This is a genomic window from Pseudomonas wuhanensis, assembly GCF_030687395.1.
Taxonomy (GTDB): domain Bacteria; phylum Pseudomonadota; class Gammaproteobacteria; order Pseudomonadales; family Pseudomonadaceae; genus Aquipseudomonas; species Aquipseudomonas wuhanensis.
The window spans coordinates 5,282,749-5,298,164 of the sequence record NZ_CP117430.1; the positions used below are offsets into that span (position 1 = coordinate 5,282,749).

Consider the following 15,416-nt stretch of genomic DNA (forward strand, 5'->3'; position numbering starts at 1 on the left):
TTATGGTTGCAGGGGCTTTTTTCATGTGAGTGCAATTTAACCGAACACCGCAGATCCCCTGTGGGAGCGGGCTTGCTCGCGAAAGCGGTATGTCAGTCGACGTCAATGTTGAGTGTTAGTCCGTCTTCGCGAGCAAGCCCGCTCCCACAGGATCCGCGTATCGCCTATGCGGATGCGTCTACCGCCCGCGAGCTCTTAGTCTTTCCTGGCGTACCGTGCCCGCATATCGTCGTGACTAACTGCCCTGGCCTGATCAAAACAAATCAATCGCTCCCCAGCTGCTGCTTCAACACGAAGATCCTTAAGCTCGTCGAGCATTTCCTGATACACATCGACATTGATGATGACCGCTGCTGGCCGATTATCTTTGAAAATGACCAGGCGCTCAGTGGCACGGCTGGAAATCTCCTTGAGTCTCGCGCTGAAGCCCCTGACTATCGCAGGCATCGATATCGCTTGGTCAGCACGCTCTAATGATGCCGTCATACCTATCTCTCTTCACAATCATGCAACTTTGAAGACACAGCTCCACGCAGAGCATTGCGTCGAACTCGACATACAGCAAGCTGCAAACAACGCGAATTTACCAAGCTGCGTTTTTCAAGCTCACCGGGCATGTTTAGTTTCGTTTACTAAAAGATCTCGCAATATCAGATGACGCCCGCAGACCTTGTAGGCAAACTCCTAATCTTGCCAATTGGGTGCGTTTGGGCACTTTGATGCCTTGCTGCGCTTTTCTTCGACGGGATACTCTCCGGACGTCGCTGACCATTCAGCGATCGGGCTTGGTAACCCGGTGGAATAAGGCGCAACAGCGCACCCGACACGATTGCAGGCGTTTTTTGGCCTGTAATCCTGCAATATGGCAGCTGTGCGTGGGACGCTTTCGAGCGTGCCGGTTTCCTTGATTCCCCGGTTTACCAACCTGCGCACAGCTGCCACCCATTCGCTTGGTATCGGATGCGGCAGCTCTCAAAATCAAGGAAGTTGACCATGAACAATCAATCAGAACTAAAAACCATCGGCCTCACCCCACTCATCTACTGCTCGGATCAAGCGTTGTTCAACGTCCGCGCCGGCGTCCCCATCGTTGATGCATTGTCACAAGCCTCCGACCTGCTGTTCCTCGTCAAATCATTTACCGAGGATGCAGCCTACGCAAAAGACACCGACCGCCACGCTTGGGCCGCGCATTACTTGACGGCTATGTCCAAGGCAGTGATTGATGATGTGGTGAAGGTGCTGACGCCGCGACCTGCCCGGACAAAGACCGAATCTGAAGAAGAGCTGCCTGAAAGCCAGTAAAGACACAGGGACGGAAAAACCACGTTCCAGCAGACACTCAAATACCTGTGGGAGCGGGCTTGCCCGCGATAGCGGTATGTCTGCCACATCAATGTTGGATCTGCTGCCGTCATCGCGGGCAAGCCCGCTCCCACAGGGTTCTTCGTTGGATTCGGGGATTGGGATCAAATGGCAGTCAATAAAAAGCCCCCGCTACCTTCACGGCAACGGGGGCTTTTTCATGGGGCTTACATCTCGACTTGCGTACCCAACTCAATCACCCGGTTCAGCGGCAAATTGAAGAACCGCAGGTTGCCGTTGGCATTCTTCAACATGAAGGCGAACAACGCCTCGCGCCAGCGGGCCATGCCTTCGAGTTTGGAGGCGATGACCGTCTCGCGGCTGAGGAAGTAGGTCGTGCGCATCGGGCTGAAATTCAGGTCATCCAGATGGCACAGTTTCAAGGCCTCAGGCACGTCCGGCTCGTCGGTGAAGCCGAAGTGCAGGATCACCCGGAAGAACCCTTCACCGTAGGAATCGACGTCGAAACGCCGTTGTGGCGGGACGCGCGGGATGTCTTCGTACACGACTGTCAGCAACACTACTTGCTCGTGCAGCACCTGGTTATGCAGCAGGTTGTGCAACAGCGCGTGGGGCACGGCGTCCGGGCGGGCGGTCAGGAACACGGCGGTGCCCTGGACCCGATGCGGCGGTTGCACGCGGATACTGCTGATGAAGATCGGCAGCGGCAGCCCACCCTCGTCCAGGCGATCCACCAGCAGTTGCTTGCCGCGTTTCCAGGTGGTCATCAACACGAACAACGCGATACCGGCGATCACCGGGAACGCACCGCCCTGAATGATTTTCGGCACGTTGGCGGCGAAGTAAAGACCATCCACCAACAGGAAGCCGAGCAACACCGGAACAGCAAGAACCGGTGGCCATTTCCACAACAGCAACATCACCGCCGACACCAGGATGGTGGTCATCAGCATGGTCCCGGTCACCGCCACGCCATAGGCCGAGGCCAACGCGCCGGAGGATTCGAAGCCCAGCACCAGCAGGATCACGCCAACCATCAGCGCCCAGTTCACCGCGCCGATATAGATCTGGCCTTGCTCGGCACTGGACGTGTGCTGGATGTGCATGCGCGGAATGTAGCCGAGCTGGATCGCCTGACGAGTCAGGGAGAACGCACCGGAGATGACCGCTTGCGAGGCAATTACCGTGGCCATCGTCGACAATCCCACCAACGGAATCAACGCCCAGCTTGGAGCCAACAAATAGAACGGGTTACGGGCGGCTTCCGGATCACCGAGCAGCAACGCACCTTGCCCGAAGTAGTTCAGCACCAGCGCCGGCAGCACCAGAATGAACCAGGCACGGGCGATCGGCTTGCGACCGAAGTGGCCCATGTCGGCGTACAGCGCCTCGGCACCAGTCAATGCCAGCACCACAGCGCCCAGAATCGCGATCCCCATGCCCGGATGGACCATGAAGAAGCGTACGCCCCACACCGGGTTTATCGCCTGCAACACTTCCGGATGCTGGCTGATGCCATACACACCCAGTGCGCCCAGCACCAGAAACCAGGTGACCATGATCGGCCCGAACAGAATGCCGATCCGCGCCGTACCGTGGCGCTGAATCAGGAACAACGCCACCAGCACGATCGACGACAGCGGCACCACCCAATGGTCGATACCCTCGAATGCCAGCCCCAGGCCTTCAATCGCCGAGAGAACGGAAATCGCCGGCGTGATCATGCTGTCGCCATAGAACAGCGCCGCGCCGATCAGCCCGCAGACCACCAGCAACGTACGCAATTTTGGATGCCCCGCCGCTGCCCGTCGGGCCAGGGCGGTCAAGGCCATGATCCCGCCTTCGCCCTGGTTGTCGGCACGCAGCACGAACATCATGTATTTGATTGAGACGACCCAGATCAGCGACCAGAAGATCAGCGCCAGAATGCCCAGCACGCCGTCATGGTTGACGGGCACGCCATAGCCACCGGAAAACACTTCTTTGAGGGTATACAACGGGCTCGTGCCGATATCGCCATAAACCACCCCGACCGCCGCGACCAGCATGCCGATCGGCTTCGCCGCCGAATGCTCGGCACCCGCCGCCTGACTACTTGCCTGACCCATCCACCACTCCTGTTACCAGACCCGGACTTCTTGGAAGAAGCACTATGCTTTGCCGTGCAGCATGCGCTGTTTTACTTATTGTTACAGACGTTTTATTGACTGTAGAAAATCGGTAAAGCCTAAAGGCGCGAAGCATAGCGCAGCACTTGTCGTATTTCCCTGCATAAAGCTGGTCAAGTGCCGCTGCCATCGCTAGAATTGCGCACTTTTTGATCAGAGGCGTACCAAACGCCCGTCTGTCGCCTTGCCGTTCTCGGCTGGAGGCGTCCCAAAACACCGAGGTTAGACATGTCCACCACTCCTGCGCCGGCCAATCCAAAGGTTGGCTTCGTATCCCTGGGTTGCCCGAAAGCACTGGTCGACTCCGAGCGCATCCTTACCCAGCTGCGCATGGAAGGCTATGACGTTGTGTCCACCTATCAGGACGCCGACGTCGTGGTGGTCAACACTTGCGGCTTCATCGACTCGGCCAAGGCTGAGTCCCTTGAAGTGATCGGCGAAGCCATCAAGGAAAACGGCAAGGTCATCGTGACCGGCTGCATGGGCGTCGAAGAAGGCAACATCCGCAACGTACACCCGAGCGTGCTGGCCGTGACCGGTCCGCAGCAGTACGAGCAAGTGGTCAACGCCGTGCACGACGCCGTGCCGCCGCGTCAGGATCACAACCCGCTGATCGACCTGGTGCCACCGCAAGGGATCAAACTGACCCCGCGCCACTACGCCTACCTGAAGATTTCCGAAGGCTGCAACCACAGCTGCAGCTTCTGCATCATCCCGTCGATGCGCGGCAAGCTGGTCAGCCGCCCGGTCGGTGACGTGCTCGATGAGGCCCAGCGCCTGGTCAAGGCCGGCGTCAAAGAGCTGTTGGTGATTTCCCAGGACACCAGCGCCTACGGCGTCGACGTGAAATACCGCACCGGTTTCTGGAATGGCGCGCCGGTGAAAACCCGCATGACCGAACTCTGCGAAGCCCTGAGCACCCTCGGCGTCTGGGTTCGCCTGCACTACGTTTACCCGTACCCGCACGTCGACGAGCTGATCCCGCTGATGGCCGCCGGAAAGATCCTGCCGTACCTGGACATCCCGTTCCAGCACGCCAGCCCGAAAGTCCTGAAAGCCATGAAACGCCCGGCCTTCGAAGACAAGACCCTGGCGCGGATCAAGAACTGGCGCGAGATCTGCCCGGACCTGATCATCCGTTCGACCTTCATCGTCGGCTTCCCTGGCGAAACCGAAGAAGACTTCCAGTACCTGCTGAACTGGCTGACCGAAGCCCAGCTGGACCGCGTTGGCTGCTTCCAGTACTCGCCGGTCGAAGGCGCACCGGCCAACCTGCTGGACGCGGCCATCGTGCCGGACGACGTCAAGCAAGACCGTTGGGACCGCTTCATGGCGCACCAGCAGGCCATCAGCTCGGCGCGCCTGCAAATGCGCATCGGCCGTGAAATCGAAGTGCTGGTCGATGAAGTCGACGAGCAAGGCGCCGTTGGCCGCTGCTTCTTCGATGCCCCGGAAATCGACGGCAACGTGTTCATCGACAACGGCAGCAACTTGAAGCCGGGCGACAAAGTCTGGTGCAAAGTGACCGACGCCGACGAATACGACCTGTGGGCTGAACAGATCTAAACGCAAAAAATACAAAAAGCCCCGCTCTCTTGACGAGATGCGGGGCTTTTTTACGTCTATCGTTTTGTGAGAGAAAGAACTCGCGTCATCCACGGAAGAGGGGCAAGCGGGCATGCGCCAACACTCGGTCATTCACACACCGAAACAGAGCGACTACGAAGAACTCACCCAAGTGTGGGAAGCCTCGGTGCGCGCCACCCATGACTTTCTGCCCGACAGCTACATCGACCTGCTGAAGAATCTGGTGCTGACCCGCTACCTCGACGCGGTGATGCTGATCTGCACCAAAGACTCGCGCCAGCGCATCACCGGATTCGCCGGCGTGGCGGCGGGCAAGATCGAAATGCTGTTCATCGACCCGGACCATCGCGGCAAAGGCCTGGGCAAGCAATTGCTGCGCTATGCCCTGGAACACCTGAACGCCGATGAGCTGGACGTCAACGAACAGAACCCGCAGGCCTTGGGGTTTTATTTCAAGCAGGGGTTTGAGGTGATCGGTCGCTCCGAGCACGACGGCATGGGCCAGCCCTATCCGTTGTTGCACATGCGTTTGCGTCAGTCTCAACAACTGACGCGTAATGGTTAATGGCTGACCCGACATAGAGCAATGTGGGAGCTGGCTTGCCTGCGATGCAGACGACGCGGTCTGTCTGTCAGGTCGCAGCGATGCCATCGCAGGCAAGCCAGCTCCCACAAAAAGCCACACGGTGCAAATGGAGCCGGGATTAACCGGCGCCCAGCAGGTACAATGCCCACCCCTTTTTTGTTACGGCCCTGTCATGACTGACCCGATTCGTCTCTCCAAACGCCTCATCGAACTCGTCGGCTGTTCCCGTCGGGAGGCTGAGCTGTTCATCGAGGGCGGCTGGGTCACCGTGGACGGCGAAGTCATCGATGAGCCGCAGTTCAAGGTCGACACCCAAAAAGTCGAGCTCGACCCCGAAGCCAAGGCCACAGCGCCGGAGCCAGTGACCATCCTGTTCAATGTGCCTGCGGGCATGGACGCGGAAACGGCCATGGCGACCATCAGCGCCGAGACCCTGAGCGAAGAACACCGCTACGGCAAACGTCCGCTCAAGGGCCACTTCCTGCGCCTGACCGCCAGTACCGATCTGCAGGCCAACGCCAGCGGTCTGCTGGTGTTCACCCAGGACTGGAAGATCCTGCGCAAACTCACCGCAGACTCCGCCAAGATCGAGCAAGAGTATGTGGTCGAAGTTGAAGGCGACATGGTGGCTCACGGCCTCAACCGCTTGAACCACGGCCTCACCTACAAAGGTAAGGAACTGCCGCCGGTCAAGGCCAGCTGGCAGAACGAGAACCGCCTGCGCTTTGCGATGAAGAACCCGCAACCGGGCGTGATCGCCCTGTTTTGCCAGGCCGTTGGCCTGAAGGTCGTCGCCATCCGCCGCATCCGCATCGGCGGCGTGTCCATCGGCAAAGTGCCGTTGGGGCAATGGCGTTACCTGTCCGGCAAAGAGAAGTTCTAAGACTTTTCACGCCGCCACACATTTTGGCGCCGCTGTTTATGCGGCGCCCACTGCTGAATATCAGGACTGCACACCATGATTCATAACGACGTACTGCGCAGCGTGCGCTACATGCTCGACATCAGCGACAAGAAAGTCATCGAAATCATCAAGATCGGTGGCATGGACGTGTCCCTGGAAGACTTGCTGACCTACCTCGACAAGAAAGAGGAAGACGAGGAAGGCTTCGTACGCTGCCCGGACGAGGTCATGGCGCATTTCCTCGATGGCCTGGTGATCTTCAAGCGTGGCAAGGACGAAAGCCGTCCGCCGCAGCCGATCGAAGTGCCCGTGACCAACAACATCATCCTGAAGAAGCTGCGTGTGGCCTTCGAGCTGAAAGAGGACGACATGCACGCCATCCTCAAGGCTGCCGAGTTCCCGGTATCCAAGCCTGAGCTGAGCGCGCTGTTCCGCAAGTTCGGCCACACCAACTACCGCACTTGCGGCGACCAGTTGCTTCGCAACTTCCTCAAAGGCCTGACCCTGCGCGTTCGCCCGCAGTAAATCGCCCACGAACGCCACGGTCCCAAGGAGCGAGGCTTGCCCGCGAAGGCGATCTTCAAAACGCCTTCGCCAGCAAGCTGTGCCCCTACACGGGCCGTGGCCGCTCAAGGCTATATAGACCCTCATTCCTCGCAAAAATAGTGGCTCCGCTTCTGGCGGCTGACGACTAGGGTGTAGTGACCCTCAGCTCTCAGGACTCGCCCCATGCACCCTTACTTTTCTCTCGCAGGTCGCACCGCTCTGGTGACCGGCGGCACCCGCGGTATCGGCAAAATGATCGCCAAGGCTTATGTCGAGGCTGGCGCCACTGTGTATGTGTGTGCCCGCGATGCCGACGCCTGTCAGCAAACCGCCGATGAACTGAGCGCTTTCGGGACTTGTCACGCGGTAGCTGCCAACCTGGCCCAAGAAGAAGGTGTCCAGCAATTGGCTGCGCACCTGAGTGAACAGATCGGTCAGCTGGATATTCTGGTGAACAATGCCGGCACCACCTGGGGCGCGCCGCTGGAGAGTTACCCGGTCAAGGGCTGGGAAAAGGTCATGCAGCTCAACGTGACCTCGGTGTTCAACTGCATTCAGCAATTTCTGCCGTTGCTGCGCAAGGCTGGCTCGCCGGCGAATCCGGCACGGATCATCAACATTGGTTCGGTGGCCGGGATTTCTTCCTTTGGCGAACAGGCGTATGCCTACGGCCCGAGCAAGGCTGCCCTGCATCAACTGTCGCGGATTCTGGCGCGGGAGCTGGTGAGCCAGCACATCAACGTCAATGTGATTGCACCGGGACGTTTTCCGAGCAAGATGACTCAGCATATTGGGAATGATGAGCAGGCGTTGGCGGAGGATACGGCGTTGATTCCGATGAAGCGTTGGGGGCGGGAGGAGGAAATGGCGGCGTTGGCAATCAGTTTGGCGAGTACGGCTGGGGCGTATATGACTGGGAATATTATTCCTTTGGATGGCGGATTTAGTCTCTGAGATTGGCGGTGCGGCTATCGCGGGCAAGCCACGCTCCCACAGGTTTTATGCCGTACACAAAATTTGTGTTCACTCGAGAACCCTGTGGGAGCGTGGCTTGCCCGCGATGAGGCCGGCTCTGCCACCACCAGACTTGAGGCTCATCGGGTTATCATGCCCGCCCACACCCCTCCTCGATCCCCAAACCATGACCTACAGCGTTTCCCCCATCGGCTTCGTGCGCTCCTGCTTCAAGGAGAAGTTCGCCATTCCGCGCCAGCCGCAGCTGGCCCCGGCCGCTCGGGGCGTACTGGAGCTGGTGGCGCCGTTCGATCAGGGTGATGCGGTGCAGGGGCTGGAGCAGGTCAGCCATGTGTGGCTGTTGTTCCTGTTCCATCAAGCGCTGGAAGAAAAGCCACGCCTCAAAGTCCGCCCGCCGCGTCTGGGCGGTAACAAATCCATGGGCGTGTTCGCCACTCGGGCGACGCACCGGCCCAATGGCATCGGTCAATCGGTGGTCAAACTGGACAAAGTCGAAGCCAATCGGCTGTGGATCTCCGGCATCGACCTACTCGACGGGACGCCGGTTCTCGACATCAAACCCTACGTGCCCTACGCCGATATCATCGACACAGCGTCCAACAGCATCGCCAGCGCCCCGCCATCGCTGATTCCCGTGCAGTGGACAGACTCAGCACTGCAACAGGCTCATGGCCACGCTCAGCGGCTTGATGAGCCCTTGGTCGAGCTGATCGAGCAATGCCTGGCACAAGACCCACGCCCGGCGTACCAGATTCCTGCACCGGAAAGGGAATACGGCGCGCAGTTCTGGGATGTGGATGTGCGCTGGCATTACCCTACGCCTGGCCTTATCCGCGTCCTCGAAGTCATTCCCGTATCCAACCGGTAGGAGCTGTCGAGTATAAAAAAGCCCCCATTGCCTGCACAGGCAATGGGGGCTGATCGTTCCCACGCTCCGCGTGGGAATGCATCCAGTGACGCTCTGCGTCACCCAAACAACGTCTTACTTCTCGACGAACGCACGCTCGATCAGGTAATCACCCGGCTCGCGCATCCGCGGCGAAACTTTCAGGCCGAAGCTGTTCAACACTTCGCTGGTCTCGTCGAGCATGCTCGGGCTACCGCACAGCATAGCGCGGTCGTCCTGCGGGTTGATCGGTGGCAGACCGATGTCGCTGAACAGCTTGCCGCTGCGCATCAGGTCGGTCAGGCGGCCTTCGTTTTCGAACGGCTCGCGGGTCACGGTCGGGTAGTAGATCAACTTGTCACGCAGGGCCTCGCCGAAGAACTCGTTCTGCGGCAGGTGCTCGGTGATGAACTCGCGGTAAGCGACTTCATTGACGTAACGCACGCCGTGGCACAGGATCACTTTTTCGAAACGCTCGTAGGTTTCCGGGTCCTGGATGACGCTCATGAACGGCGCCAGACCGGTACCGGTGCTGAGCAGGTACAAATGTTTGCCAGGCTTCAAGTCATCCAGCACCAGGGTGCCGGTAGGCTTTTTGCTGATGATGATCTCGTCGCCTTCCTTCAGATGCTGCAACTGGGAAGTCAGCGGGCCATCAGGCACCTTGATGCTGAAGAACTCGAGATGCTCTTCCCAGTTCGGGCTGGCAATCGAGTAAGCACGCATAAGCGGGCGGCCGTTAGGCTGTTGCAGGCCGATCATCACGAACTGACCGTTCTCGAAGCGCAGGCCCGGATCGCGGGTGCACTTGAAGCTGAACAGAGTGTCGTTCCAGTGGTGAACACTGAGGACACGCTCGTGGTTCATGTTGCTCATGTACGTGGGACTCCTGGAGATTTGCCTGCGCCGATGATGTGCGCAATTGCATCGCATTCTAATGGCAGCGACAATATCTGTTAAATGGATTATTAAGATAAGGGTTATCGGTTATATCGATATGCGATTTACTCTCCGTCAACTTCAAGTATTCGTCGCCGTCGCCCAGCAGGAAAGCGTATCCCGTGCTGCCCTGACGCTCAACCTTTCGCAATCGGCGGCGAGCACCTCGATCACCGAGCTAGAGCGTCAGTGCAGCTGCCAGCTGTTCGATCGCGCCGGCAAACGGCTGAGCCTCAACGCCCTCGGCAAACAACTGTTGCCGCAGGCGGTGGCCCTGCTCGACCAGGCCAAGGAGATCGAAGACTTGCTCAACGGCAAGTCCGGTTTCGGCTCCCTGGCGGTCGGCGCGACCCTGACCATCGGCAATTACCTGGCAACCCTGCTGATCGGCAGCTTCATGCAGCGCCATCCGGAAAGCCAGGTGAAGCTGCATGTGCAGAACACTGCCAACATCGTGCAACAGGTCGCGCACTATGAAATTGATCTGGGTCTAATCGAAGGCGACTGCAGTCATCCGGACATCGAAGTACAGAGCTGGGTCGAAGATGAGCTGGTGGTGTTCTGTGCGCCCCAGCATCCGCTGGCCAAACGTGGCATCGCGACCATGGAGGAGCTGAGTCATGAGGCGTGGATTCTCCGCGAGCAAGGCTCGGGCACACGGCTGACGTTCGACCAGGCCATGCGACACCATCGCAGCGCGCTGAACATTCGCCTGGAGCTGGAACACACCGAAGCGATCAAGCGCGCGGTGGAGTCGGGGTTGGGGATTGGCTGCATTTCGCGCCTGGCGCTGCGCGATGCATTCCGCCGCGGCAGTCTGGTGCCCGTGGAAACACCGGATCTGGATCTGGCGCGGCAGTTCTATTTCATCTGGCACAAACAGAAATATCAGACATCGGCCATGCGCGAATTCCTTGACCTGTGCCGCGCATTCACCGCCGGGGTTCAGCGCAGCGACGAGATCGTCCTGCCCACCATCGCTTAAAGCAGAATCACCGCCCACACCAGCGCGATCATGCTCAAGGCCACCAATTGAGCGGCGCTGCCCATGTCCTTGGCATTCTTGGACAGCGGGTGCAATTCAAGGGAAATGCGGTCGATGGCCGCTTCCACCGCCGAGTTGAGCAATTCGACGATCAACGCCAACAGACAGACTGCAATCAACAGCGCCTGCTCGACACGACTGACGTTCAGGAAGAACGACAGTGGAATCAGGATGGCATTAAGCAGCACCAATTGCCGGAAGGCCGCTTCACCGGTGAAGGCCGCGCGCAGGCCGTCCAGAGAGTAACCAGAGGCGTTGAGGATGCGTTTGAGGCCGGTCTGGCCTTTGAAAGGTGACATAAAGTTGGCAACTGACCAAAAAGGAGTGGGAAAGCTAAATTAAGCAAAGTCAAAAAAGCGTGAACATGTAGCCCCTTAGCTGCTCGAAATTGACTCAAGTTGTTGCAAGAGCAGCGCTGCCTGAGTCCGGGTCCGTACATTCAGCTTACGGAAAATGGCCGTGACATGGGCCTTAATCGTGGCTTCGGAAACGCTCAACTCGTAAGCAATCTGCTTGTTCAGCAAACCTTCACAAACCATGGTCAACACACGGAACTGCTGGGGTGTCAGGCTGGCAAGGCCTTCGCTGGCGGCCTTGGCTTCGTCGGAAACACTAACCGCTTCGAAAGCCTGGGGCGGCCAGAAAACGTCGCCATCCAACACCGCGCGTACGGCTTTCTGAATGACGCTCAAATCACTGGACTTGGGAATGAAACCGCTGGCGCCAAATTCACGGGACTTGACCATGATCGACGCTTCTTCCTGAGCCGACACCATTACCACCGGAATCTGCGGATACTGCCCACGCAACAGCACCAACCCGGAAAAACCGTAAGCCCCCGGCATGTTCAGGTCCAGCAATACCAGATCCCAGTCGGCCTTTTCGGTCAGACGGCTTTCCAGCTCGGCAATGCTCGCCACTTCCACCAGACGGACATCCGGGCCCAGGCCCAGGGTCAACGCTTGATGCAGGGCGCTACGAAAAAGAGGGTGGTCATCGGCAATCAGGATTTCGTATGTGGCCATTTTTCAAATGATCCTGTTTTTTTATGGGACGCCTGATGCATTTCAGGCCTCGCCAAAACAACTCGAGGTGCAGCCACGCAGCGGCACCAACAGGGCACGTTCAACGCCAATTACGTAAAAAAAGCAGCGTTTCAAACTTTGGCCGCGCCCTAATCGGCGCCAAGCATGCCCAGCGAAACCGGGGTGGTCAAGTTGCATGGCTCTGCCAGCGACCTGGTTCTTAGCAGTATGGGCGATGCTCAGCAGATGACAGGCGCCGCGTGTTGTACAAAGGGCATCAACTCGGCATGGGCCGGTGTTGCAACATTCATATCCAGCTGATGTTTAGCGTCCAGGTAATGCTGGCTGAATACATCAAAATAAGCGTCCAGCGCCAAAGCAGCGTCTGTATCACCCGCAAGATCAAGGCACAGCGCCGCCACTTCGGCCGTGCACAGGTGCTCGCTGCGAGTGGATCTGCGCAATCGATACCGTGAAAGCTTCTCAGGAAGCAGGCTCAGAATCGGAAACGCATCAAAATAGGGACTTTTGCGGAAAATCTTCCGGGCTTCGGTCCAGGTGGCGTCCAGCAGAATGAACAGCGGCCGTTTGGTGCTATCGACCTCGACGCTGTGGGTAACTCGCTCGGGCTCGACGTACTCGCCTGGAAACACCAGGTACGGTTGCCATTGCGGGTCGGCCAACAGCGCCAGCAGTTGTTCATCGATTTCCGTGCGTGACCAGATGAACGCATGGTTGTCGCGCACCACATCGGCAATCAGCCAACCGGTATTGCTTGGTTTGAACACTTCTTTATTGGTCATGATCAGGCACACGCCGCTACGGGTGTCGACCCGCGGACGCCAGGCGCATAGGCAGTGGCTCTCGATCACACGGCAGGCACGGCAACGGGTTGCTCGCCAACCACGGGCCTGAATCGGCTTGATGCCCTCTTCCTCTCGCTGATCACGCAAGCGGGCTACGGCGTTGGGGGCGTGGTTCATCGTGAGCAACACCGGCAGACAGGAAAACTCGACACAAACGGCACTCGGCAAGGCAATAAAGGCCAGCAGTTTACCAGAGCGACCGGCGCAAGCCTGTACCGACCAGGCCACCTCCCCTATAATTCGCCGCCACTGAACGCACAGTCACGTGGCTGGTCGAACCACCAGTCACTGAACCAGGAGAGTTTCATGCTGCGCCTTATCGTTCCCACCGCTGCCGTTTTGCTGGCGTCGTCCTTCAGTGCTCAGGCTGCGTCCTTGAGTGAGCAGAATCTCAACAGAGAGCTGCGAAACGTCGCCGTACAAAGCAGCGTCGGCACGCCACGGGCGATCAACGAAGACATTCAGGATCAGGGTTATACCGTCGAAGGCAAACAGCTGATCAACCATCTGAGCGTTCAAAGCAGCCACGCCGACAAGATGCGCGCCGATCCGAAAGCCGTGTACTTCCAGCTTGGCGCCTCCGTCTGCAGAAACGACGGGTTCCGCAAGCTGATGGCCAAAGGCGCGATCATGCGTTACGACTTTACCGAAGTGAAGACCAACCGCCCGGTCGGCTCCGCAAGCTTCCAGGAATCGGATTGCCCGAAAGCGACCCCGACGAAGAAGAAGTAACTATCGGGAAGTAGCGCGCCGCTGTTCATCCTCGGCGCGCAGTTCTGCCAACAGCGCCTGCAAGTAGCGCGAACGTCGCTCCCCGCCCTCCAGACGTCGGCAACACTCCTCTTCGAGACTCAAATGATTGGTCTCGGCTGATAACTTCAGCAATCGATACAGTTGCGCATCGATTTCCAGAGTGACTCTGGGCATGGTTTCCCGCCTCCTTGCACGCATTGATCGCTGTTGATCACGCGAAAAATCCCTGAACTGCTTGAACGTTGCGTCATGCCATTGACGCAAAGTTGTCGTGTCACGCCTGTAACTTAGTAAATCAGAGCGCAGGACATACGGCTTGCGTTCAGACGAGCGGTGAAAGCACCTTGCAAATCGTCAATAAGCGGTTGCCAGGAAAGACTTTGCGGCGCAATGATCAAGCAGCGCAAATCGTTGCGAGGGTCTAAATTCATAGTGTTCACGTTGATTTTTTCAGGGCAGAAAAGGGGCTGCCCATTGCGTGTCTTATTGTGCAAACGTTTCTTTCATTCAAGGGATAAGCAGAGCCCGTATGGATGGCTCGATTGCAAACGAGTCAGGTGGAGCGCCCAGGCAAGGGCTTGGGCAGACAGCGACACAAGGGGTGTCGCGGCGCCGACGACTGTTTTGTCGGGCCAAGGGTTCTGTGCAGAAGGAGAAGTTGAATGCCTTACCAACCGAATGACCTCCTGAGCCGTCATTTTCAAGAAAGCGGCCACGACCTCACCAGCAAGGTCGAAGAACAACTCAACCTGGTTTCACCCAACAGCCCCAACATCCCGATTTACCGCGACATGATCCTGACTGTGCTGCGCATGGCCCAGGAAGATCACAACCGCTGGAATGCCAAGATCACCCTGCAAGCCCTGCGCGAACTCGAGCATGCCTTCCGTGTGCTGGAGCAATTCAAGGGGCGACGCAAAGTCACCGTTTTCGGCTCGGCCCGCACGCCGATAGAACACCCACTGTACGGTTTGGCCCGGGAGCTTGGCGCCGCCCTGGCGCGCTCGGACATGATGGTCATCACCGGTGCCGGCGGCGGCATCATGGCGGCGGCCCATGAAGGTGCCGGCCTGGAACACAGCTTGGGATTCAACATCACCCTGCCCTTCGAGCAGCATGCCAATCCCACGGTCAATGGCACCGGGAATCTACTGCCCTTCCACTTTTTCTTTACCCGCAAGCTGTTCTTCGTCAAGGAAGCCGATGCGCTGGTCCTGTGCCCGGGCGGTTTCGGTACGCTGGATGAAGCGCTGGAAGTGCTGACCCTGATTCAGACTGGCAAAAGCCCATTGGTGCCTGTGGTGCTACTGGATGCGCCGGGCGGCAAGTTCTGGCAAGGTGCGCTGGACTTCATTCATCATCAACTGGAGGAAAACCGCTACATCCTGCCAACCGACATGAAGCTGTTGAGTCTGGTCTACAGTGCCGAAGAGGCAGTGGAGCAGATCAATCAGTTCTACAGCAACTTCCACTCCAGCCGCTGGCTCAAGCATCAGTTCGTGATTCGCATGAACCACAAACTCAGCGACCGGGCGCTTGAACACATGCAGGAGGCATTCGCCGACCTGTGCCTGAGCGATCATTTCCATCAGCACGCCTACAGCGGTGAGGAGCACGACGAACCGCAGTTCAGCCATTTGGCGCGACTTTCGTTCACCTTCAACGCCCGTGATCATGGTCGTCTGCGGGAGTTGGTGGATTACATTAACCTGCCGGAAAACTGGGCCCAGTCCAAACCCCAGGCGCAACAACGCACGCGTGAGCCGTTCAAGGTGACGTGAAGCAAAAAAAGCCCGTTATCGAAATAGCG

At 58.3% G+C, this 15,416-nt stretch carries 17 protein-coding genes; 10 read left to right on the forward strand and 7 right to left on the reverse strand.

The window, feature by feature from the left end; all coding sequences use genetic code 11:
- Positions 1–195: 195 nt before the first annotated feature.
- The gene (locus PSH88_RS24425) at positions 196–486 is read right to left on the reverse strand and encodes a type II toxin-antitoxin system Phd/YefM family antitoxin (protein WP_305423145.1); all 291 of its coding nucleotides are present in this window, start codon (positions 484–486) and stop codon (positions 196–198) included.
- A 507-nt stretch (positions 487–993) separates the two neighbouring features.
- On the opposite strand from PSH88_RS24425, the gene PSH88_RS24430 reads away from it, so the two are divergent.
- Positions 994–1,305, forward strand: a complete 312-nt coding sequence (locus tag PSH88_RS24430) for a DUF3077 domain-containing protein (protein WP_305423147.1) — start codon at positions 994–996, stop codon at positions 1,303–1,305.
- A gap of 227 nt (positions 1,306–1,532) precedes the next feature.
- Here the strand turns inward: PSH88_RS24430 and PSH88_RS24435 are convergent, their stop codons facing one another.
- Positions 1,533–3,434 (reverse strand): potassium transporter Kup, encoded by a 1,902-nt coding sequence (locus tag PSH88_RS24435; RefSeq protein ID WP_305423148.1) that lies wholly within the window; start codon positions 3,432–3,434, stop codon positions 1,533–1,535.
- A 288-nt stretch (positions 3,435–3,722) separates the two neighbouring features.
- On the opposite strand from PSH88_RS24435, the gene rimO reads away from it, so the two are divergent.
- The 6 genes from rimO to tsaA all read left to right on the forward strand — a co-directional run bounded on the left by rimO (position 3,723) and on the right by tsaA (position 8,960).
- Positions 3,723–5,060: a 30S ribosomal protein S12 methylthiotransferase RimO gene (gene rimO, locus PSH88_RS24440; protein ID WP_123499342.1), complete on the forward strand. Its 1,338-nt coding sequence runs from the start codon at positions 3,723–3,725 to the stop codon at positions 5,058–5,060.
- A gap of 112 nt (positions 5,061–5,172) precedes the next feature.
- Positions 5,173–5,646 carry an acetyltransferase gene (locus PSH88_RS24445; RefSeq protein ID WP_305423149.1) on the forward strand — a complete coding sequence of 158 codons (474 nt, stop codon included), beginning with the start codon at positions 5,173–5,175 and terminating at the stop codon, positions 5,644–5,646.
- A gap of 193 nt (positions 5,647–5,839) precedes the next feature.
- A complete protein-coding gene (locus PSH88_RS24450) occupies positions 5,840–6,550 on the forward strand; it encodes an rRNA pseudouridine synthase (protein WP_008072721.1) in 711 nt (236 codons plus the stop codon).
- A gap of 75 nt (positions 6,551–6,625) precedes the next feature.
- The gene (locus tag PSH88_RS24455; protein WP_123719811.1) at positions 6,626–7,096 is read left to right on the forward strand and encodes a YehS family protein; all 471 of its coding nucleotides are present in this window, start codon (positions 6,626–6,628) and stop codon (positions 7,094–7,096) included.
- Positions 7,097–7,300: 204 nt separating this feature from the next.
- Entirely contained in the window at positions 7,301–8,071 is a 771-nt protein-coding gene (locus PSH88_RS24460) for an SDR family oxidoreductase (protein ID WP_305423151.1), read from the forward strand.
- 187 nt (positions 8,072–8,258) lie between these two features.
- Positions 8,259–8,960, forward strand: coding sequence for a tRNA (N6-threonylcarbamoyladenosine(37)-N6)-methyltransferase TrmO (gene tsaA / locus PSH88_RS24465; protein WP_305423153.1), 702 nt, complete (start codon positions 8,259–8,261; stop codon positions 8,958–8,960).
- A 114-nt stretch (positions 8,961–9,074) separates the two neighbouring features.
- Here the strand turns inward: tsaA and fpr are convergent, their stop codons facing one another.
- Positions 9,075–9,854, reverse strand: coding sequence for a ferredoxin-NADP reductase (gene fpr, locus PSH88_RS24470; RefSeq protein ID WP_003443014.1), 780 nt, complete (start codon positions 9,852–9,854; stop codon positions 9,075–9,077).
- 121 nt (positions 9,855–9,975) lie between these two features.
- Between fpr and PSH88_RS24475 the strand changes: the two genes are divergently transcribed.
- Entirely contained in the window at positions 9,976–10,902 is a 927-nt protein-coding gene (locus PSH88_RS24475) for a LysR family transcriptional regulator (RefSeq protein WP_305483397.1), read from the forward strand.
- Here the strand turns inward: PSH88_RS24475 and PSH88_RS24480 are convergent.
- The 3 genes from PSH88_RS24480 to PSH88_RS24490 all read right to left on the reverse strand — a co-directional run bounded on the left by PSH88_RS24480 (position 10,899) and on the right by PSH88_RS24490 (position 12,970).
- On the reverse strand, positions 10,899–11,261 hold the full coding sequence (locus PSH88_RS24480; protein ID WP_019580981.1) for a diacylglycerol kinase: 363 nt from the start codon (positions 11,259–11,261) through the stop codon (positions 10,899–10,901). The two genes, PSH88_RS24475 and PSH88_RS24480, sit on opposite strands and share 4 nt — an antisense overlap.
- A 75-nt stretch (positions 11,262–11,336) precedes the next feature.
- On the reverse strand, positions 11,337–11,987 hold the full coding sequence (erdR, locus tag PSH88_RS24485) for a response regulator transcription factor ErdR (protein WP_305423156.1): 651 nt from the start codon (positions 11,985–11,987) through the stop codon (positions 11,337–11,339).
- 239 nt (positions 11,988–12,226) lie between these two features.
- The gene (locus PSH88_RS24490) at positions 12,227–12,970 is read right to left on the reverse strand and encodes a tRNA-uridine aminocarboxypropyltransferase (RefSeq protein ID WP_305423158.1); all 744 of its coding nucleotides are present in this window, start codon (positions 12,968–12,970) and stop codon (positions 12,227–12,229) included.
- A gap of 189 nt (positions 12,971–13,159) precedes the next feature.
- Here PSH88_RS24490 and PSH88_RS24495 point away from each other — a divergent pair, with 189 nt between their 5' ends.
- Positions 13,160–13,585, forward strand: a complete 426-nt coding sequence (locus PSH88_RS24495) for a PA3611 family quorum-sensing-regulated virulence factor (protein ID WP_305423159.1) — start codon at positions 13,160–13,162, stop codon at positions 13,583–13,585.
- On the opposite strand, the gene PSH88_RS24500 is transcribed toward PSH88_RS24495, so the two are convergent.
- A complete protein-coding gene (locus PSH88_RS24500; RefSeq protein WP_305423161.1) occupies positions 13,586–13,780 on the reverse strand; it encodes a hypothetical protein in 195 nt (64 codons plus the stop codon). It abuts the gene before it with no gap.
- Positions 13,781–14,268: 488 nt separating this feature from the next.
- Here PSH88_RS24500 and PSH88_RS24505 point away from each other — a divergent pair, with 488 nt between their 5' ends.
- Positions 14,269–15,387 (forward strand): LOG family protein, encoded by a 1,119-nt coding sequence (locus PSH88_RS24505; RefSeq protein ID WP_305423162.1) that lies wholly within the window; start codon positions 14,269–14,271, stop codon positions 15,385–15,387.
- The last annotated feature ends 29 nt before the right edge of the window (positions 15,388–15,416 follow it).

Excerpts from the sequence above, each read along its gene's own strand:
- PSH88_RS24425 (WP_305423145.1), bottom strand. The coding sequence starts at position 486 with ATGACGGCATCATTAGAGCGTGCTGACCAAGCGATATCGATGCCTGCG.
- PSH88_RS24430 (WP_305423147.1), top strand. The coding sequence starts at position 994 with ATGAACAATCAATCAGAACTAAAAACCATCGGCCTCACCCCACTCATC.
- PSH88_RS24435 (WP_305423148.1), bottom strand. The coding sequence starts at position 3,434 with ATGGGTCAGGCAAGTAGTCAGGCGGCGGGTGCCGAGCATTCGGCGGCG.
- rimO (WP_123499342.1), top strand. The coding sequence starts at position 3,723 with ATGTCCACCACTCCTGCGCCGGCCAATCCAAAGGTTGGCTTCGTATCC.
- PSH88_RS24445 (WP_305423149.1), top strand. The coding sequence starts at position 5,173 with ATGCGCCAACACTCGGTCATTCACACACCGAAACAGAGCGACTACGAA.
- PSH88_RS24450 (WP_008072721.1), top strand. The coding sequence starts at position 5,840 with ATGACTGACCCGATTCGTCTCTCCAAACGCCTCATCGAACTCGTCGGC.
- PSH88_RS24455 (WP_123719811.1), top strand. The coding sequence starts at position 6,626 with ATGATTCATAACGACGTACTGCGCAGCGTGCGCTACATGCTCGACATC.
- PSH88_RS24460 (WP_305423151.1), top strand. The coding sequence starts at position 7,301 with ATGCACCCTTACTTTTCTCTCGCAGGTCGCACCGCTCTGGTGACCGGC.
- tsaA (WP_305423153.1), top strand. The coding sequence starts at position 8,259 with ATGACCTACAGCGTTTCCCCCATCGGCTTCGTGCGCTCCTGCTTCAAG.
- fpr (WP_003443014.1), bottom strand. The coding sequence starts at position 9,854 with ATGAGCAACATGAACCACGAGCGTGTCCTCAGTGTTCACCACTGGAAC.
- PSH88_RS24475 (WP_305483397.1), top strand. The coding sequence starts at position 9,976 with ATGCGATTTACTCTCCGTCAACTTCAAGTATTCGTCGCCGTCGCCCAG.
- PSH88_RS24480 (WP_019580981.1), bottom strand. The coding sequence starts at position 11,261 with ATGTCACCTTTCAAAGGCCAGACCGGCCTCAAACGCATCCTCAACGCC.
- erdR (WP_305423156.1), bottom strand. The coding sequence starts at position 11,987 with ATGGCCACATACGAAATCCTGATTGCCGATGACCACCCTCTTTTTCGT.
- PSH88_RS24490 (WP_305423158.1), bottom strand. The coding sequence starts at position 12,970 with ATGAACCACGCCCCCAACGCCGTAGCCCGCTTGCGTGATCAGCGAGAG.
- PSH88_RS24495 (WP_305423159.1), top strand. The coding sequence starts at position 13,160 with ATGCTGCGCCTTATCGTTCCCACCGCTGCCGTTTTGCTGGCGTCGTCC.
- PSH88_RS24500 (WP_305423161.1), bottom strand. The coding sequence starts at position 13,780 with ATGCCCAGAGTCACTCTGGAAATCGATGCGCAACTGTATCGATTGCTG.
- PSH88_RS24505 (WP_305423162.1), top strand. The coding sequence starts at position 14,269 with ATGCCTTACCAACCGAATGACCTCCTGAGCCGTCATTTTCAAGAAAGC.